Annotated in this window: 22 protein-coding genes; 1 reads left to right on the top strand and 21 read right to left on the bottom strand. The window is 54.5% G+C overall.

Annotation, left to right across the window (positions count from 1 at the left end; translation table 11 throughout):
• Positions 1–60: 60 nt before the first annotated feature.
• From BLQ99_RS04010 to BLQ99_RS03930, 17 genes are all read right to left on the bottom strand, one after another.
• Entirely contained in the window at positions 61–936 is an 876-nt protein-coding gene (locus tag BLQ99_RS04010) for a M50 family metallopeptidase (RefSeq protein WP_093688366.1), read from the bottom strand.
• 4 nt (positions 937–940) lie between these two features.
• Positions 941–1,669: a M23 family metallopeptidase gene (locus BLQ99_RS04005; RefSeq protein ID WP_093688364.1), complete on the bottom strand. Its 729-nt coding sequence runs from the start codon at positions 1,667–1,669 to the stop codon at positions 941–943.
• Between the two features lie 108 nt (positions 1,670–1,777).
• On the bottom strand, positions 1,778–2,884 hold the full coding sequence (gene rodA, locus BLQ99_RS04000) for a rod shape-determining protein RodA (protein ID WP_093688362.1): 1,107 nt from the start codon (positions 2,882–2,884) through the stop codon (positions 1,778–1,780).
• Between the two features lie 103 nt (positions 2,885–2,987).
• A complete protein-coding gene (gene minE / locus BLQ99_RS03995) occupies positions 2,988–3,269 on the bottom strand; it encodes a cell division topological specificity factor MinE (protein ID WP_007288760.1) in 282 nt (93 codons plus the stop codon).
• A gap of 18 nt (positions 3,270–3,287) precedes the next feature.
• A complete protein-coding gene (gene minD / locus BLQ99_RS03990; RefSeq protein ID WP_093688360.1) occupies positions 3,288–4,079 on the bottom strand; it encodes a septum site-determining protein MinD in 792 nt (263 codons plus the stop codon).
• Between the two features lie 17 nt (positions 4,080–4,096).
• Positions 4,097–4,711, bottom strand: a complete 615-nt coding sequence (locus BLQ99_RS03985) for a septum site-determining protein MinC (protein WP_093688358.1) — start codon at positions 4,709–4,711, stop codon at positions 4,097–4,099.
• 131 nt (positions 4,712–4,842) lie between these two features.
• On the bottom strand, positions 4,843–6,675 hold the full coding sequence (mrdA, locus tag BLQ99_RS03980) for a penicillin-binding protein 2 (protein ID WP_093688356.1): 1,833 nt from the start codon (positions 6,673–6,675) through the stop codon (positions 4,843–4,845).
• Between the two features lie 38 nt (positions 6,676–6,713).
• Positions 6,714–7,208, bottom strand: coding sequence for a rod shape-determining protein MreD (mreD, locus tag BLQ99_RS03975; RefSeq protein ID WP_093688354.1), 495 nt, complete (start codon positions 7,206–7,208; stop codon positions 6,714–6,716).
• Positions 7,205–8,104: a rod shape-determining protein MreC gene (mreC, locus tag BLQ99_RS03970; protein WP_093688352.1), complete on the bottom strand. Its 900-nt coding sequence runs from the start codon at positions 8,102–8,104 to the stop codon at positions 7,205–7,207. Before mreC ends, mreD begins: the two co-directional genes overlap by 4 nt.
• A 14-nt stretch (positions 8,105–8,118) precedes the next feature.
• Positions 8,119–9,153 carry a rod shape-determining protein gene (locus BLQ99_RS03965; RefSeq protein WP_093688350.1) on the bottom strand — a complete coding sequence of 345 codons (1,035 nt, stop codon included), beginning with the start codon at positions 9,151–9,153 and terminating at the stop codon, positions 8,119–8,121.
• Between the two features lie 38 nt (positions 9,154–9,191).
• Positions 9,192–9,890, bottom strand: coding sequence for a RadC family protein (gene radC, locus BLQ99_RS03960; RefSeq protein WP_093688348.1), 699 nt, complete (start codon positions 9,888–9,890; stop codon positions 9,192–9,194).
• Complete coding sequence (locus tag BLQ99_RS03955; RefSeq protein WP_093688346.1) at positions 9,887–10,456, bottom strand: Maf family protein; 570 nt, start codon at positions 10,454–10,456, stop codon at positions 9,887–9,889. The genes radC and BLQ99_RS03955 overlap by 4 nt, the downstream gene beginning before the upstream one ends.
• A gap of 11 nt (positions 10,457–10,467) precedes the next feature.
• The gene (locus BLQ99_RS03950) at positions 10,468–10,740 is read right to left on the bottom strand and encodes a DUF4321 domain-containing protein (RefSeq protein ID WP_093688345.1); all 273 of its coding nucleotides are present in this window, start codon (positions 10,738–10,740) and stop codon (positions 10,468–10,470) included.
• A 227-nt stretch (positions 10,741–10,967) separates the two neighbouring features.
• On the bottom strand, positions 10,968–11,486 hold the full coding sequence (locus BLQ99_RS03945; RefSeq protein ID WP_093688344.1) for a Gx transporter family protein: 519 nt from the start codon (positions 11,484–11,486) through the stop codon (positions 10,968–10,970).
• Between the two features lie 12 nt (positions 11,487–11,498).
• Positions 11,499–11,879, bottom strand: coding sequence for a NusG domain II-containing protein (locus BLQ99_RS03940; protein WP_245690242.1), 381 nt, complete (start codon positions 11,877–11,879; stop codon positions 11,499–11,501).
• Positions 11,880–11,990: 111 nt separating this feature from the next.
• Entirely contained in the window at positions 11,991–12,437 is a 447-nt protein-coding gene (locus tag BLQ99_RS03935; protein ID WP_093688341.1) for a hypothetical protein, read from the bottom strand.
• The gene (locus BLQ99_RS03930) at positions 12,434–13,249 is read right to left on the bottom strand and encodes a DUF3100 domain-containing protein (protein ID WP_093688339.1); all 816 of its coding nucleotides are present in this window, start codon (positions 13,247–13,249) and stop codon (positions 12,434–12,436) included. The genes BLQ99_RS03935 and BLQ99_RS03930 overlap by 4 nt, the downstream gene beginning before the upstream one ends.
• A gap of 191 nt (positions 13,250–13,440) precedes the next feature.
• On the opposite strand from BLQ99_RS03930, the gene BLQ99_RS03925 reads away from it, so the two are divergent.
• Entirely contained in the window at positions 13,441–14,751 is a 1,311-nt protein-coding gene (locus tag BLQ99_RS03925) for an amidohydrolase (RefSeq protein ID WP_093688337.1), read from the top strand.
• A gap of 79 nt (positions 14,752–14,830) precedes the next feature.
• Here the strand turns inward: BLQ99_RS03925 and BLQ99_RS03920 are convergent, their stop codons facing one another.
• The 4 genes from BLQ99_RS03920 to rsxE form a co-directional block, all read right to left on the bottom strand.
• On the bottom strand, positions 14,831–16,837 hold the full coding sequence (locus BLQ99_RS03920) for a molybdopterin oxidoreductase family protein (RefSeq protein ID WP_093688335.1): 2,007 nt from the start codon (positions 16,835–16,837) through the stop codon (positions 14,831–14,833).
• A gap of 67 nt (positions 16,838–16,904) precedes the next feature.
• Entirely contained in the window at positions 16,905–17,795 is an 891-nt protein-coding gene (gene rnfB / locus BLQ99_RS03915; protein WP_093688333.1) for an RnfABCDGE type electron transport complex subunit B, read from the bottom strand.
• Positions 17,796–17,825: 30 nt separating this feature from the next.
• The gene (locus tag BLQ99_RS03910; RefSeq protein WP_007288775.1) at positions 17,826–18,407 is read right to left on the bottom strand and encodes an electron transport complex protein RnfA; all 582 of its coding nucleotides are present in this window, start codon (positions 18,405–18,407) and stop codon (positions 17,826–17,828) included.
• Positions 18,407–19,078, bottom strand: a complete 672-nt coding sequence (gene rsxE / locus BLQ99_RS03905; protein ID WP_171904589.1) for an electron transport complex subunit RsxE — start codon at positions 19,076–19,078, stop codon at positions 18,407–18,409. The genes BLQ99_RS03910 and rsxE overlap by 1 nt, the downstream gene beginning before the upstream one ends.
• Positions 19,079–19,083 lie beyond the last annotated feature (5 nt).

Genomic DNA, 19,083 nt, shown 5'->3' with positions numbered 1-19,083 from the left:
TTCCTGAATGCAACCTTAGCTTCTCCGCCCCATGCAAAAATCCTGCCAAACGCGGCAGGATTAAGATAAAAAATCACCGATTTTAGCGTACATTCCATGCTCTGGCAACGCTTCCCACACCTCTGTCTCGGTGAGGGCGCCGCGCAAGCGGAAGGTATCATCAACAATGAGCACAATATGATATTGCTCCGGACCAAAAAGGCGGACAACGTCGCGGGCAGCCGCACCCGCCACCGCCGTGAAGTGAACGGTGGGCAACACCCCCCGCGCCGTCAGTTCGGCCTTTTTACCGGCCAGCACCCGCATTATGCGGAAACTGGCAGCAGAAGTTTCTGCCTTGGCGGCGGCGTATAAAAACACGGCGGCAATAAGAAAGGTGAGATTAATACTCTGGTGGACAAAGTAGTCAAAAGCCACGGCCGCTACTAGTCCCAAGCTGATAAGTTTGCCCAGCCTGACGACTGCCGCTGTCGCCTGGCCGTAATCACGCCCTTTACTGAGCAGCGCCCGCAAGATGCGGCCGCCGTCGAGCGGCAGAGCCGGCAAGAGATTAAAAGTGGCCAAGGTTAAGTTCACGTGGAGGCAGAAGGTAAGTTCCTCCGCCCAGGCTGGCCATGCCGTGCGCCCCATAGCTAAAAGGCCGGCCACAACAAGACTGGACAGCGGCCCGGCCGCGGCAATCCAAAGTTCGCTCGCCGCCGCGGCTTCCCCCAGCCGGTCGATACGGGCAACCCCCCCAAACGGCAGCAGTTCGATCTCCCGCACGCGATAGCCCAGCTGGTGCGCCACCAGGGCATGGGCCGTCTCGTGCCACAAAACCGCGACAAACACCACCAGCGCTTTGCCTAGCATGCCGGCAGCAGCAAATAAAGCCATCAACAGTAAGAACCAATTATTAAGGATTAACTGTACGCCTGCTACTTTGCCGGCCCGCAAACTGTCACTTCCCCTCTTTGTCCGGGTATGTTCCTTTAAGCCGTGTCAGCGGATCTACCGGTTTGCCCTTTTCCCTGACCTCAAAGTACAAAAGCGGCCCGGCCGTGATGCCGGTTTTGCCCACTCGGGCGATTACCTGGCCCTGGCTGACCGGTTCATTTGGTTTTACAAGCACTTCGCCTAAATGCCCGTAAAGCGTTTCCACTTCCTGGCTATGTTCGATAATGACCACCCGGCCGTATTGGGCGCTGTCCGTAACCATTTTTACCTTGCCTGGCGCTGCCGCCTTAACGCTGGCCCCCAGCGGCGCTTCGATATCAATGCCTTCATGCAGCATTTGCTGTTTGAGCACCGGGTGGGTCCGCCAGCCAAAAGGAGCAACAATGTTACCGTCCACGGGCTTACTCATATACAAGAGCGGATCGGCCGGACGGGAAACAGTCGTCTGGACCCGTTTGAGCACCGTCGTGTCAAACCCGTGTGGCGCGTAGTTTGCCAACCGGTCGGCAAGATAGGCAAAATCCGTTTCCGTAGCAAGGATGTAGCGGATGCCGTCATCTACCAATCTGCCGACTACCGTCTCGGAAACATGGGCGATGTAGACAACGGAAAAAATAAGTGTTGCCACCGCCGTGCGTTTGAGCCAGCCGTAATCCACTTCGTCATCACGGTACTGCCAATGATAGTCCCTGCTGTCCCAGCGGTTTTTCCATCTATGCCACAGCTTTGCCATCGCCATCCCTCCACCTGCATGCGGAAAATAAGTTCTTATGCAATATATATGACAAAGCCGTTTAAATATAACAAAAGAGTGCACAAGCCTAATTGTGCACTCTTTTAGTCAAAAGAGGATTTTCTGTCGCCGCATATAGATATTTAGCAAGAGACCAATACTCATTAGGTTGGTGGTAAGCGAACTTACCCCATAGCTCATCAGCGGCAGCGGAATACCGGTCACCGGCATGATGCCCGCCGTCATACCTACGTTGACAAGTACGTGGAAAGTCAGCATTGACGTGATACCGGCCGCCAGCAGCGTACCAAAGTTATCCTTGGCGGCGGCGGCAATCTTCACGCCGCGATACAGGAGAATAAAATACAGCAGAAGAATGGCAACGGCACCGACAAACCCCAGTTCTTCGCCAATGACGGCAAAAATGAAGTCGGTATGGTTTTCGGGCAAAAAGTTAAGCTGACTCTGCGTACCGGCAAAAAGACCTTTGCCAAAGAGCATGCCGGAGCCGATGGCAATCTTGGACTGGATAATGTGGTAACCCGACCCGAGCGGGTCAACGCTGGGGTCCATAAAGACAATGAGCCGCTTTTTCTGATAGTCTTTGAGAAAATGCCAAAAAATCGGCATAAAGGCGGCGCCGGCGCCAAAAATGGCCAGCAAGTGCTTAATGCTGATACCGGCTATAAAAAGCATCCCGAACAGAATGGCCAGAAAGACGAGGGACGTGCCGAGGTCAGGCTGCTTGAGCACCAGGAGAAAGGGGACGCCCACAAAGATAAAGACGGGAATAATGTCTTTGAAAGTGTTAAGCTTATTCATGCGCTTATCCAGCATATGCGCCAGGCAAATAATCATAATCAGTTTTGAAAATTCGGAGGGCTGCAGGGTAATCGGCCCGATTTGAATCCAACGCTGGGCGCCGAGGGCGGAAGTGCCGACAAACATGACCGCCAGCAGCATGACCAGGTTGAAGACGTACAGGATATTGGCATACTTGCTTAGCACCTTGTAGTCGAAATGGAGCATGATAAAAATTAACACGAAGTTAATAAGGGCGAACAAGCCCTGGCGCTGCACATACCAATAACGGTCCTCGCTCGGCGTATTAATATGGGTGGCACTGCCAATGATGACCAAACTAATCATGATCAGCAGCACGGTCACGGTGATAACCGTGTAATCGAGATTTTTCAGTAAACGACGGTTTAACATTCCTATTTTCCTTATCTTAAACAAATTTCGGTTATATTATAATCCCAAACGCCGCCGTCGTCCAGGCGCACTTAAAGTGACAAAAGCAGGGCTACCCCTGCTTTTATGGCTCGGGCATCAAAGCGCTGCGTTTCATACGGTTAACAGGAATATTGGCCACCAATGCTACCGAACTGTTGGTATGGGTAAGCTGAACTTCCATTTCCCGTTCGTTAATCTCCATGTAATTGGAGATAACCTTAATCATGTCCTCTTTCAAAACTTCCATAAACTGTGGCGAAACGTTGACCCGATCGTGGACCAGCACCAACCGCAGCCGTTCTTTCGCGATGTCCTTTGACCCACCCGTCTCTTTGCCGAACACTTTCTGCAACAACTCAAACACGCCGCTCCCCTCCTAACCTTACAGGCCGAAAATTTTTTTCAGTTTGCCGAAAAACCCTTCCTCGGCTTCCAATGTCATTAGCGGCACATTTTCACCCATTAGCCGCCGGACGATATTTTTGTAAGCCGTGCTGGCCAGGGAAGCCGGATTGGCCACCGCGGGCTCCCCGCGATTCGTGGAAATAACGATATACTCATCTTCGGGAATAATGCCCAAAAGGTCGATAGCCAGAATTTCGATGATGTCGTCAATATCCATCATGTCGCCCTTTTTCACCATATGGGGCCGGATCCGGTTGATAATGAGCTTAGGATTGTGTTTGCCTTCGGCTTCCAAAAGACCGATGATACGGTCGGCATCCCGTACCGCCGAAACTTCGGGCGTAGTCACAATAATCGCCCGGTCAGCGCCGGCAATGGCATTCTTAAAGCCTTGTTCAATGCCGGCAGGACAGTCAATGATTACATAGTCAAAGTCCTGCGCCAAATCCTGACACAACTGCTTCATTTGGTCTGGACTCACCGCCGTTTTATCCCGGGTCTGGGCCGCCGGCAACAAATACAGCGTTTCATAACGCTTGTCGCGGATTAACGCTTGCTTTAGCCGGCAGTTGCCCTCGGTGACATCGACCAAATCGTAGACGATACGATTTTCCAGGCCCATTACCACATCCAGGTTGCGCAGGCCGATATCTGCATCAACAAGTACGACCCGCTTACCCTGAAGGGCAAAGCCTGTTCCCAGGTTAGCGGTAGTCGTCGTCTTGCCAACGCCGCCTTTGCCTGATGTTATAACAATGACCTCTCCCATCTAATTCCTCCTCGTCACTAATTGGCTGGCTCAATAATTACCGCTTCGCCCACGATGCGCGCCCGCTCCGGACACTGCGGCTCTTCCAGCTGATCAGGCGCACGGGCTATTAAATCGGCAATTCTAAGTTGTGTGGCCATAAGCCGGTCGGCAGTAATGGTTGCCTGCCGGTTACCGTAAGCGCCCGCATGGGCAACGCCCCGGCAGGCGCCGAGAACGGTTATATCGCCGCCGGCAATGACGACGGCGCCCGGATTTACATCACCGGCCACAATAATGGCGCCCTCATATTCCACTTTCTGACCGCCGCGCAGCGTCTTGCCGATCACCAGTACTGACGGCTTGTCCTGGCCAGCGGGTAGCGGCGCCTCTTCCCGCTTGGTCGGCGCTAGTTCGTCCGGTTCGGCCATGATCAAACCATACCGGGCCAACAGGTCGCGGAGCTGCTGCCGCTGCTCAGGCATGAATGTTGCTGCCGCCGGGACGGCAATGCTGGCGCCGGCGGTAAAGAATGCGGCTGCCTGCTCCAGCTTTGCGGCTAACTGCTGTAAGACGACGGCAAAATCTTCTGTTTCATCAAAGAGCAGTCTAAGACCACCCTTGGTACCTTTAAATACTACAGTTTCCGCCATATTCTCTCCCAAATTTTACCATATACACTGAATCTCTGCAATTAAATTCGCGGCCCAGACGAAATATTCCTGCCGGAAACGGAAAAAGGGGCGCGCCTGGCCCCTTTTTCCGTTTTCATATGCCGCTATGCTTATAAGGCGGTATGCGGTTGATACACGCGCTGTTCCTCGCTCGGCGGCTGATTTAGGTTAAAGGCCGCCTCAAAGATTTTCTTAGCAATGGGCACGGCGGAGGAAGCGCCGAAGCCGCCCTGTTCCACAATTATCGCCACGGCGACCCGCGGGTCTTCATAAGGCGCGTAGGCCACAAACCAGCCGTGGTCGTCGCCATGGGGGTTTTCCGCCGTCCCTGTCTTGCCGGCAATGGTGATCGGGAAATCGCGGAAGACTTCCCCGGCCGTACCACCTTCCTTGGCCACCTCGCTCAGCGCCTCGCGGATCAGGCCCAGCGTCTGCGGCGAAAGCTCGACCTTGCCTACGACTTCAGGCTGAAAGGTTTTGATAACACTTCCGTCCGGCCCGGTAATTTTGCTTACCAGATAAGGCCGGTAGCGATAACCGCCATTAGCCACTTCACTGATAAGCATCGCTAATTGCAGCGGCGTCGCCAATTGAAAACCCTGACCAATGGCCGCATCAAAAGTTTCAGATAAGTACCAGTCTTCGCCGTATACTTTTTCCTTATAACGGCGGTTGGCCACCAGCCCGTCCATTTCGCCGGGCAGGTTTATACCGGTGGGAGCACCCAGGCCAAACATCCGTGCGTACTTCTCCAGATTGTCGATGCCAAGCCGGTTGCCCATCTCGTAGAAATATACGTTGTCCGACTTGGATAACGCTTCCTTAAAGTTAATCCAGCCAAGGGCCTCGCCCATTGCGTTGCCTTTGGGAATGAGCCAGTGTTTGCCGGTGTCCAGAATTTTTTCCTCAGGCGTAACTTTTCCCAGTTCCAGGGCGGCTGCCCCGGTCACGATTTTAAAAGTTGAACCAGGCGGATATTCCCCGGAAATAGCCTTATTCGTCATCGGGTCAAAGGGATTTTCGTTAATCGCCTTCCAGTCTTTAGCCGAGATACCGCCGTTAAACAGATTAGGATTGAAGGCCGGCCGGCTGACCATGGCTATAATCTCGCCTGTTTTCGGGTTCATTACCACGGCCGCCGCCGCTTTCGCGTTAATATATTCGGTCTTGGTCTGCAGATATTTAAGCTGTTCGTCAATAGCAGCTTCGGCCGCCTTTTGTACCCGGTAATCGAGAGTCAAAACAAGATTGTTGCCCGGGACCGGATCTTTTTTGCCCAAAATCTGTACCGGCCGGCCGGTTACGTCAACCTCTACCTGGCCGCCGCCGTCAACCCCGCGCAACTGACGGTCATACACCCGTTCCAACCCGGCTTTGCCGATAATGTCGCCGATTTTATAGCCTTCGGCTTTCTTTTTTTCCAGTTCCGTATCGTTGATCTCGCCGACATAGCCGAAAACATGCGCGCCGAGTTCGTTATAAACATAGTTGCGGACAGGCTGGATCTCGATTACCACACCGGGAAGCTCACTGCGCCGCTCCTCGATTTTCGTCACGATTTCCGGGCCAATATCGGTCTTGATGCGGATGGGTTCAAAGGTGCCGGTGTGCTGTTTTATTTTGGTCTCAATTTCTTCCCGCTTCATCCCCAAAATCCCGGCCAGCTTGTCCACTACTTCCGGCGGCACAGGCCCGGTAATCGGCAAGAGCGATACGGTAAAACCGGGGCGGTTGGATACCAGCGTCATCCCGTTACGGTCATAGAAAATGCCGCGGGGGGCCATAATAGGAATAAGCCGGATACGGTTGCCGTCTGCCAGTTGCTCGTAATATTTACCTTGTACCACCTGCAAAAATGCCAGACGACTGACAAGCGCGACGAACACCAGGATAATGATTATCGCCAGCACGTCAAAGCGGTGGTTAATCCGTTTGACCAGCACCCAACACCCCTCCTTTCTAACCAAAAACCCCCGCTTAATCAGGCGCGGGGAGAATTGCCAATCCGGCTGACGCGAACCACCAGCAGATGGACAGGAATGGCCAAAACTACATTATACGCAAGTTGCGGTAAAAAGTTATAAATAAAAGCCGCCGCAATATCGACCTTATACCCCAAACCGGCAAGCAGCACCACAATGATAGCGCCGTGAAACAGGGTAGCGGCGACGGTAGCCAGCACCGGCAGCAGGACGTTTTCTTTAAAGACCTTGCGTTCCGCCAGACCGGCCACATAACCGGCCGCCATTTTGGCCAGCGTATTAAGTCCAAAGATATTGCCTGACGCCAAGTCCTGGACCAGGCCGGCAAAAAAACCGACGCCCACTCCCTGTTCTTTGCCCAAGAGCAGACCGGTGGAAACGGCAATAATCAGAAGTAAATCGGGCCGCACTCCCTTATAGGCAATGAGCGGGACCACGGCCGCCTGAAAAATTATCGCAATCAGAATAAGCCCCGACCATATGAGCGTCCTCATCCTCCCGCTCCTTTCGGCGTCGCAGGCGCGCTTTTTCCGGCAGGCGACGGCGCCGGCATAGCAGGCACGGGTTCGCGAGAACGGACGATTACCATAACCTCTTCTAGTCTATCAAAATCGACAGCCGGCTTCAAGATAGCATATTTTAACAGCCCGCCTTCTTCGTTGACGATGTCAGTAACCTCGCCAATCAAAAGCCCCTTGGGGTAAATACCGCCAAAACCGGAGGTAATAATTTTATCACCTTTAATAATATCGGCATCGCGGGCCAGGTTAACCATGCGGGGCGCCAGCGGATTGGCGCCGGTCCCTTCGACAATAGCCGCTACCCGTGATTCGGGTCGCTGCACCATGGCGCCGACAGCGCTGCGCGGGTCTAAAATAAGCTGTACCTTGGCCGTCGTTTGGTACACCTGGACAACGTTGCCTACCAGTCCTCGCGGCGTGACGACCGGCATGTCCTTGGTCAGGCCATCGGCTGCCCCGCGGTTAATAACAATCACATTTGTCCATGTGCCCGGATCGCGCGCGATCACTGCCGCCGTTACAAAATCAAACTGCGGCGCTCCTTTTTTATAGTCGAGCATGGCCCGCAGTCGTGCGTTTTCGGCAAGAATTTCCGTCACGTTCAGGTTGGTTTGTCTGAGTTGTTCGATTTCGGCCCTAAGCTGCTGGTTTTCGCGATATGCGGTCACCAACTGCCAGGAAGAGGATGTTGCCCGGCGAACACTAAAGCCAATTTGGGCCACCAGTGATTCTACCGGCGCCAGCACCGTCGTCACCACTTGCTCCAAAACGGTGAACTGGTATTTGCCGCGGGCAGCGAAGAAGGCCAGCGAAAAGACGGTCAATACCGCTACTGTTAACAGGACCGCTTTTTTTCGAAAAAAACGCACCGCGGGCCTCCCCCTTATCCGAGCTTTTTCGGCGACATTAGCACGCGTTTAAGCAGGTCAATACTCTCCAGCGCTTTGCCGGTACCCAAAGCGACGCACGACAGGGCGTCTTCCGCAATATGCACCGGCATGCCGGTTTCTTTGTTAAGTAGCGTGTCCAGACCGCGCAGCAGCGAACCACCCCCGGTCATGACAATACCCCGATCCATAATGTCGGCGGCCAATTCGGGCGGTGTCTTCTCCAGCGTAACTTTTACCGCCTCAATAATCCCGAAAACAGGCTCACTGAGCGCGCGCTGAATTTCCGTTGCCCGAATCGGCAGTGTTTTCGGCAGGCCGGTAACCAGGTCGCGACCACGGATCTCCATGGTCTCATCCGCCGGCGGCACAATGGCCGAACCAATGGAAATCTTTATTTCCTCGGCGGTCCGCTCGCCGATCATGAGGTTATACGTCCGTTTAATGTATTGAATGATGGCCTCGTCCAATTCGTCGCCGCCAATGCGAATCGAGCGGCTGGTAACGATACCTCCCAGGGATATGACCGCCACTTCGGTCGTACCGCCGCCGATGTCTACAACCATGTTACCGGTCGGTTCGTGTACCGGCAGTCCGGCGCCTATGGCCGCCGCCATCGGTTCTTCAATCAAATATGCTTCCCGGGCGCCGGCCTGAATGGTGGCATCAATGACGGCCCGTTTTTCGACCTCCGTCACGCCTGACGGAACACCGACAACAACACGGGGGCGGATGAAAGACCGCGTATCCATTGCCTTGCGAATAAAATACTTGAGCATGGCCTGCGTAACGTCAAAATCAGCAATGACGCCGTCTTTCAGCGGCCGGATGGCAATAATATTGCCAGGCGTCCGACCGATCATTTGCTTGGCCTCCTCGCCCACGGCCAGTACTTCGCCTGTATCGCGCTGAATCGCCACTACCGACGGTTCGCGCAGCACAATGCCTTTGCCTTTTACATGAACAAGTGTATTGGCCGTGCCAAGATCGATCCCCATATCGCGCGCCAGCGAATTGAATAAACTAACCATATATGATTAATACTCCTTTCATCAACACATAAAACTAATTATATTATTCCCTTTTCTTTCAGGCTAACATACTTGCCGTCACCGATTATTACATGGTCGAGAACGGCAATGCCCAAGATCTCGCCCGCCTGGATCATCTTCCTGGTAATTTCTATATCTTCCCGGCTGGGAGTAGGGTCGCCGCTCGGGTGGTTGTGAACAAGAGCGACGGCGGCGGCGCTATGATTGATGGCCTCGCGGAAAAGTTCCCGCGGATGAACCAGCGAAGCGTTCAGATTACCTACCGAGATAACCGGCATGGCCAGAACATGATTCTTGGTCGACAGCAGCAGAGCGACAAAGTGCTCCTTGGTTTCATAGCGTAAGCGTGGCATCATAAGATCCCGAATGTCCTGAGGCGATCTGATGACCGCGCGCTGCATGGCTTCGAGCGATGCCAACCGCTTGCCAAGTTCCATGGCGGCGACAAGCGTAACGGCTTTGGCCGCGCCAATGCCTTTTATCTTGCTAAGCTCCTGAGCCGTAAGCCGGCTAACCTTAGCCAAACCATCCTGCATGGCGAGCAGTCCTTCAGCCAGACGCATGACCGACTGATTTTTCGTGCCGGTGCGGAGCAAGATCGCCAGCAGTTCGGCATTGCTTAAAGCCTGAGGACCTTTGGCCAGCAGTTTTTCCCGTGGCCGCTCCTCTGCGGGCAGCTCTTTAAGTAACAAAGGTTTATCCAGCGTTGTTTTCATAGTAATTCAACGCCTGCTTTTTTCAAGAGTCCGGCCAAAGTAACCAGAGGCAAGCCCACTACGTTGGCGTAGCAACCGCTGATACCCTCGACCAAGAGAGCGCCCTTGCCCTGAATAGCATAAGCGCCGGCTTTGTCCATCGGTTCACCAGTGGCAATATAGCGTTCAATTTCCACGGCGGACAAATTACGGATCCTGACGCTGGTTACGGCAAAGTCGGTCCATATGTTTTGGCCCTTGACGACAGCCACGCCGGTAATGACATGATGTTCCTTGCCAGACAAGTCGGTTAGCATGCGCCGGGCATCGTCGGCATCGGCAGGTTTGCCATAGACCTGCCCCTCCAGCACGACAATGGTATCAGCGCCGATCACTACCTGATCGCTGCTCACCCTGGCCGCTACGTCAAGCGCCTTAGCCTTGGCCTGTGTTACCGCCAATTCGGCAGGCGGCACGTGCTGTCCGTTATCCTCAATCACATCACTGACAACAATCTCGAACTGACACCCTACCTGCCGCAATAGTTCCTGCCGCCGCGGCGACGCGGACGCTAAAATAATGCCCATTAAGATACCTCCTAGAAACGACGGAAAAGAACCAGCGCCACAATAACACCCAACAGGCTAATCAGATTTGGATGGAAAGCAAATCCTATTACCAGGCGAAGCACGTATAAGTTTATGGTAACCGGCGGAAAATCAAAGACCGGATAAGTTTTAATCAAATAGGGTACAATTCCGGCCATCAGTGTCGAACCGGCAATGACCTCGCCAAGGACCCCGCCCAACACCGCGCCGGTTACTAAAAACAACACCAGCGTACCAACGCCTTTGTTTCTGCCGCCCTTCACCAGTATAACCCCCTGTATCGTCCAAGATACCGCTTGTGCCGTATCAAACATTCTTCTACAAAAAAAAAAGAAATCCTTGCACCAGCGGTCTGGGATTTTATGTTTCTATTGCTAAATTTGTCATATTGAAATAATTTGCCAACATTGTCCACCCCGATTTTTTGCTTTTCTGTTATATTATCGACATGAAAATATTCGTCATCGTTGTGCAGCTGATTTTGACGCTACTATGGTTTCCTAACCGCAAATTCACGGGGCAGTTTCGCTAAAAAATGGCGCGCCGTCAAGCCGGTCATTAGGCCGGTAGGCACCGCAAACAGCAGTAAATAGGGCAAATACCAGAGAAGGCCGGGGCTGGCCACCACAATGGCCGCAATTAGCATTTGGGCTATGTTGTGTACCGCCGCGCCCATGACGCTGATGCCGACCAGCGAGAAAGGCGGGCACAGTCGCGGGAGAGCCGCAGCCATGACCACCGTGCTGACAACGGCGCCGCTTAAGGCCATCGCAAAAGCCGGGCCAAGCAAGGCGCCGCCCAGCAGCGTCCCCAGCAGAACGCGCAGCAGGCCAACAAGTAGTGCCGCCCGCCAGCCAAACAATTCCAGGACAACAAGCGACACAATATTCGCCAAACCAAGCTTGGCGCCGGGTACGGCCACCGGCAGGGGCAGCCAGCCTTCCACCGCGTGGAGGACACCTGCGACCGCAGTAAGTAGCGCAATAAGAACCATTCGTCTGGTGTGCATGGCTTTTCCTCACTAACGGACGATTGTATCAACGTCGGGCGGAGCGGATGACACTACTTTGACCACGACCCGGTAGGGCAAGCATACCACCTGCTGCGGTTCGGCCATAACCCAGCCGGTGCGAACGCACAACCGGTCGGGACAATCGGCATCGCGCACCCGCACCCGCGTACCGTCTATTTCCACGATATTGAAGCGACTGGCGCCGCCTAGCCGTATTTCCTCGCGGTAGCCTTCCCGCAGCGTAATCGTCCGAACAAGTTGGCCGTCCTGCCAAATTTGGACAACTTTACTGCCTGACTGGGGTAAAAACCACAGCTCAAGGCCTATTCCGACCAGCGCCGCCGCAACCAGCAAAGCCGCCAGCCATTTATCCGCCCGTGTAATGCCCATTAATCTCAACCCCGCCGGCATATTTTTCTGTTTACCATTGTAAACTATCGGGGCAGTCGTGTAAACAATTTAAAAAACTTAAGGAGGTGGTACACCACCTCCTTAAGTTTTTTAAATTAGACCCTCGACATGCAGCATGATTTGCGCAATCAGCGTGGCAAAGACGAAAGTGCCGGTGTAAACAGCCAGCGCCACGATTACAATCCGCCAGGACATTTGCTTGAACATAGGCAAATCCTTGCCGACCGACAAACCGGCATAGGCTAAGATCGGCGTACAGAGGGCGAGGAAGTCCACTTTATTAGTATAAGCAAGCACGATTTTCGCTACCGGCGAAAACGGCGCCGTAGTGAGCAGGGCAATAATCGAAATCCAGAAAACCATCGGCAATTTCAGGGGAACAACCCGCGCGAGCAGGATACCGACCAGGGTAATGGCCATAATAATCGCATAACCGATTGCCCCGTCCAGGATGGATGTTTTATAACCGATGCTATTGCCAATGACGGACATAACGCCCATCAGCGCAAAAATCAAAATCATGTCAAGCCATTTCATTTCGCTTCAGCCTCCTTCGCCGGCTGCTGACGCCGTCCGAGAATAGGGGTAAGCATTTTGTACAGTCGTTCGGTCACAGGCAGGGAGACAAACAACGAGAAATAAATGCCGATAATAGTCGTAAGTAAGTTGCTGGCGCCCGCATACATAAGGATTTCGTTGGCCTGCTCGGGAAATACCGCCTTAATCGCCCCCGACGCCGCCGCCATCATGCTGCCGGAACCGACGCCGGCGCCCATCGCCAAGGCGTAAGGGTGAAAAATCTTGAGAGCGGCAAGATAACCAGCGAGCAGCCCCAACCAGACCGCCCCGAACAGCGTACCGCAGATATATACCGACATAACGCCGCGGCCTTCCGGCGAATTAAGGCCGTATTTTTCGGCAATGATGGCGATGTTGGGTTCACGGTCGATCGAGAAGGTGGCGCCGATGGACTCTCGGCCCAGACCAAGCAGAATGGCAATTGGCAGCCCGAGAATAACGGTGCCGAAAAAGTGCCCCAGCTCTTGCAGGGAGAGCGCCAGGCCGGACTGGGCCAGCTTGGCCAGCTGCGGCCCGATGATCAGGCCCAGTTTGGTGACAAGAACAAGCGCGGTCAAGCTCAGAACCGATGCCGCGGCATTCATCTCGTCCAGTTTAACGAACTTTAACCGGGGCAAACTCAAAAACCCGCCAATAATCATCGCCCACAACATGGGCAGGAAAAGCAGCACGCCCGGGCCGAGCGGCACCTTGCGGGTCCCAATGAGTTCACAAATAATGACAATAATGAGGGCACAGACATGGATTTTCCAATTCTTCAGGACATTCACCCCTAGTTCCTCCTTCTTGGTTGGTTCAGCAATTCGCAATGTTTTTCACAGGGACAATTGTATCACCGTACAATACAAAGCGTCAATAGTATGGGAGAAATTTTTCACCTGTCTAACCTACCCGGACAGGAATTCCTGGACAAGATAGCGAAAGGGAAAGAAAAAAGAAAAAACGTGATGGAGTGATATTCGTGACTGTCCAGGAATTAAAAACACTTGTCTGCCAGGCCATTGACGAACAGGCGGACAGGATAATTGCTTTCGCCAAAGCCGTGGAAGAGACTCCAGAACTAGGTTTTAAGGAAACCAAGACGGCGGCGCGGACGGCCCGGTTTTTTCAGGACCTTGGCCTTCCGTACCGCGAGGGGCTTGCCCTTACCGGCGTTAAAGCACGACTAAAAGAAAATGCCGCCGGCCCCACGGTGGCTATTCTCGGTGAACTCGACGCCGTACGTTGCCCCGACAGCCCGCAGGCCGATCCGCTCACCGGCGCAGCTCATGCCTGCGGCCACAGTCTACAGCTGGCCGCCATGTGCGGCGCCGCGCTGGGACTTAAGCGCGCCGGCGTCGCCGACCACTTGGCCGGCAATGTTGCCTTCATGGCCGTGCCGGCCGAAGAATATGTGGAAATCGCCTATCGTCTTAAACTGCGGGAAGAAGGCAAGCTCCATTATCTTGGCGGCAAACAGGAACTCATTTACCGCGGCGAGTTTGACGACATTGACATTGCCATGATGGTGCATTCGGCCAAAGAGCAGCCGGAAGCTGCCGTTGTGATCGGCGAATCGAGCAACGGGTTTATCGGTAAAACCATCCAATACATAGGTAAGGAAGCCCATGCCGCCGAAGCCCCCGACCAGGGCATTAATGCGCTCAACGCTGCCATGTTGGGCCTGATGGGCATCCATGCCCTGCGCGAGACTTTCCGCGATCAGGACGTTGTTCGCGTCCATCCCATTATTACCAAAGGCGGCGACCTGGTCAACAGCGTGCCGGCCGATGTGCGTCTGGAAACATATGTGCGCGCCAAAACCATGGCGGCCATCGACGCTACCCATCATAAAGTTGACCGGGCCCTCAAAGCCGGCGGTGATGCCGTCGGCGCCCAAACCATCATTAAGACGCTACCCGGCTATCTTCCGCTCGACTGCCCGGCCGAGCTCAACGAACTCTTCGCCGCTAACGCGCGTCAGTTCATTGCTCCGGATAAACTGATCCGCGCCGGTCATTTCGGCGGTTCTACCGATATGGGCGACGTGTCCCATCTTATTCCGTCCATTCATCCCTATGTGGGCGGGGTAACCGGTTCACTGCATGTCCGCGATTTCCGGGTGGTCGACTACTTTGCCGCCTGTGTTCTGCCGGCCAAACTGCTGGCCATGACCGCTGTCGATCTCCTGGCCGGCAATGCCGAGAAAGCCAAAGCCATCATCGCAAACTTTAAACCGCTATTGACCAAAAAGCAGTATATCAAGCTGCTCGACGGTTATTTTGCCGGTTAAAAACACTACCCACAATAAATCCGCCGACGCATAAGAAAAGGGACAAGATCACTTAAGACCTTGTCCCTTTTTGCCTTTTCTACTCCGCTCTTACATCCACTTTGGTATCGTAAAAGGTGCTGCCGCCGGCCCGGTCAGTAAGGCGCTGCGACGTGAGCGCGTTGACAGTGCGGCCGTTTAAGGCGTAGTCCAGCCACCATACCCCTTCGGCAACAACAACGCCAGGCGGCAGCGCCGGCGACACGGCCAGATAAAAAGCAACTTCTCCCCGGCGGTTAAACGCAATCACGCGCTGGCCGTCGCGCAGTCCCTTACCCGCGGCGTCGTCAGGATTCATGAGCAGGTTCATGCGCTGGCGCCGCCGGATGAGGTCGGCCCGCTCGCTGAAGGACGAATTCAGGCCATACAGGCTAGGGGCCGTCATCAGCCAGAACGGTGCGTCGTCGCCATGGGGCGGCAGATAACGGGGCAGCGGTTCGGCTTCGCGGGGGTTGAAAATTTCAATCTTACCGGATGGAGTTTTAAAATCCAGTTTATAATCCGCCGGCAGCGGGAGCTCAACCGGCAGACCGGCCCTTAGCCGCGCCATATCCACTCCTTCAAGCCATGGTGTAGGGTGAGCGAGCATTTCTTCAATCAGCTCGTCGGCTGTCCGCCGGAAAATCTCGTCCGGAAAGCCCATCGCCTGCGCCAGCAGACAAAAAACTTCCCAGTTGGACTTGGCCTCGCCGACCGGCGCAATGACTGGGAAGGCGCGCTGCAGGCAGTAGTGGCCGTAAGCGCGGTAAATGTCGCTGTGTTCCAGCGATGTGGTCGCCGGCAAGACTATATCCGCATAGCGGGCGGTGTCGGTGAGGAAGCGCTCATGGACGACGGTGAACAAGTCTTCCCGTAACAGACCCTGGATTACCCGGTTCTGATCAGGCAGCACGGCCGCCGGATTAGAATGATAAACATAGAGGCTCTTTATCGGGGGATCGGTTAAATCATTCAGGGCATCGCCGATTTGATTGATATTGATGATACGCGTCCGCTCATCCATAAGGTCTTCGCGGGTTATGAGCGAAAGGTTTAAAGCGCTGCCGGTACTAACGCCGACCAGCACGCCGCCGCCCCGCTTCTGCCACGCCCCGGTCAGCGCCGGCAGCGTCACAATCGCCCGGACCGTCATCGCCCCGTTGCCATAGCGGGCTAAACCGCCGCCCACGCTGATAAACGGCGCCGCGGCGCGGCCATAGGCCAAGGCCATTTCTTCAATCACGTCCGCCGGCAGGCCGGTCAGTTTACTGGCCGCGTCGGGGGTATAGTCGGGCAGTATCTCCCGCTTATACTCTTCATAGCCTTGGACATAGCGGGTAATAAAGGCCCGGTCTACCAAACCGTCCCGTACCAGGACATGGGCCATCGCTATCGCCAGGGCGGCGTCACTGCCGGGACGGACGAGAAAGACGCGGTCGGCAATTTTGGCCGTAGGGTTGGCATAGGTATCGATTAGCCACACGGCTGCGCCCTGCCTTTTGGCCCGCCGCACGGCATGAAGGAAATGAATGTTGGTGGCTAACGCATTCAAGCCCCATAAAATGATGAGGTCGCTGTCGGCTGCTTCATCGGGATGGGGTGCCAGCGTTCCGCCCATTACCGCTTTCCAGCCATAATCTTTCGCCGGCGTGCAAAGGGTGCGATCAAGCCGTGATGCGCCCAGCCGGTAAAAAAAGGCGTGACCGGCATTACGCTGGACGAGTCCCATCGTGCCGGCGTATGAGCACGGCAATATGGCCTCACTGCCATCCTCGGCAATGATTTTTTGCCACCGGTCAACAATTATCTTAATGGCTTCATCCCAGGAAACAGGCTTAAACTCCCCTGCCCCTTTCGGGCCGGTGCGTAGCAGCGGCCGGGTCAGGCGGCCCGGCGCGTGAACCGTCCGTTCGTAGTGGGCCATTTTCGGGCACAAAACACCGCGGGTAAAGGGATGGTCAGGGTCGCCCTTAACGCCCACCGCCTTGCCGTCGGCCACCTCCACCAGCAGTCCGCACGCGTCGGGACAATCGTAGGGGCAAACCGAACGTTTTACTGTATACGCCATAAAAAACCTCCCGCTGTCGTGGTAAGACATTTATATCTTAACACGGATTAGCCCGGCGCGGTAGACATTATCCGGCTACGCTCGGCGGTTTTATACAAGAAGCGCAGACCGCTTCGACGCTGGCCTGGCTCTCGCTGCCGGGGACGACCCCCAGCACGGCCGGCCGGATGGCCTTCGTCGGACATTTAGCCAGACACTTGGCGTCAGTGCACCGCTCTTTACAAATGTGGGCGTCGACGGTGGCCAGGTTATTCTCCATTTTAATCGCCCCGTGGGGACACTCCCGCATGCACAGCGTGCAGGCAATGCAGGCCACGCTGCAGGCCTTGCGGGCCACCGCCCCCTTGTCTTTGGAGTTGCAGTTCACCCGCACGCGCGCCCCCAGCGGCATCATCGTAATAACCTGTTTCGGACATACTGTTTCACATTTGCCACAGCCGGTACATTTATCAGGGTCAATGACCGGCAGCCCGTCCGGGCTCATGGTGATAGCGTTAAACGGACAATTTTTGGCGCACGTGCCAAGCCCCAGACAACCGTATTTGCAAGCTTTGAAGCCGCCGGCCAAAAGGCTTGCGGCAACGCAGTCCTGTACGCCTTGATACTCATAGTCCTTGATCGCTTTTCCCGCCACGCCGGCGCATTTAACCTGGGCGATGCGCGGCTCAACGGCTTCCGCAACTTTGCCGGTGAGTTCGGCAACCGCTTTGGCCACCGCTTCTTTGCCGGGGATGCAGAGATTGGGCGGCACGTCGGGTCGCAGCACCACCGCCTCGGCATAGGCCTGACAGCCGGCGAAGCCACAGGCGCCGCACTGTCCTTTCGGCAAGACATCTTCTACTAAGTGAATAAGCGGGTTGACCTCAATGGCAAATTTTTTGTTGGCAAAAGCCAGGATAAACCCAAACACCAGGCCGAGCGACGTTAACACAAGCAAAATCAGTATGGATGTGCTCATCTTATTTTCCCTCCGCTTCTAATTAAGGCATTATAGCGGGATCATGCCCGAGAAGCCGAAGAACGACAATGCCAGCATCCCAGCCAGGATAAAGGCAATGCCAAGCCCCTGTAGCGGCTTGGGCACATCGGCATACTGCAGCTTTTCCCGGAGACTGGCCATAAGAATAATGGCCAGTGCGAACCCCGCCCCGGAACCGATTGCATGGATGACGCTCTTGGTGAAGTTATACCCCGACTCGGCATTCAAGAGCGGTACGCCTAAGACGATACAGTTGGTGGCAATCAGCACCAGGTAAATGCCCCACATGTTATACAGCGTGGGCGCGTGTTTTTTAATAATCATTTCTAATAGTTGCACGAAGCTGGCGATCAAAACGACGAAGACTACCGTGGTTAAAAAGGTAAGGCCAAAGGGATGGAGCACATAGTTATAGACAACCCACGCCAGAATGGAGCTCAGCGTCATAACCGAGGTAACGGCCATCCCCATGCCGATGGAAGCATTAAGGTTTTTCGACACACCAAAGAAGATGCACAGGCCCAAAAACCGGGTAAGCACAAAGTTATTGACGATAACGGCGCCCATGAATAAGGTAAAGTACTCTGCCATCAGGCTTCACTCCTTTGCGTCGCCATGGCTGCCAGTTCCGGCTGCAGTTTCACCTGCTTCGCCTTGGCGGCTTTTGCTTTATCCTGATATTCGCCAATTAAATTGAAAGTGCCGATTAACAAACCGATCAAGATAAAACCGCCGGGTGGCAAGACCATAATCAGAACCGGGTCATACCCGGCGCCGAAAACAGGTATGCCGAAGACCGTACCGGCGCCAAACAATTCGCGGATTATGCCAATCAGCACCATCGCCCCGGCAAAGCCAACGCCCATACCCAGGCCATCAAAGAACGATGGAACGACGGTGTTCTTGGCGGCAAATACTTCGGCCCGCGCCAAAATAATGGCAAACACGACGATCAGCGCCAGGTAGATGCTCAATTCTTTGTACAACGTCGGGAAGAAGGCTTCAAGGGTTAACTGTACTACGGTAACAATGGTAGCAATCGAAGTAATAAACACCGGTACGCGCACTTTCGGGTTGACCCAATGCCGGAAAATTGATACGACAACATTATTTGCCGTAATGACAAATAGCACCGAAAGACCCATCCCTAAGGCATTGGTCGCAGTGGAGGTTACTGCCAGGGCCGGGCACAAACTCAAGGCCAGCCGGAAAATCGGGTTCTGTTCAAAAAGACCTTTATAAAAAATTTGCCACAAACTCACGACCC

This window comes from Sporolituus thermophilus DSM 23256, assembly GCF_900102435.1.
In the GTDB taxonomy this organism is placed as follows: domain Bacteria; phylum Bacillota; class Negativicutes; order Sporomusales; family Thermosinaceae; genus Thermosinus; species Thermosinus thermophilus.
Note: the sequence above shows the minus strand (reverse complement) of the source record. Positions and strands in the feature narration are given on the sequence as shown.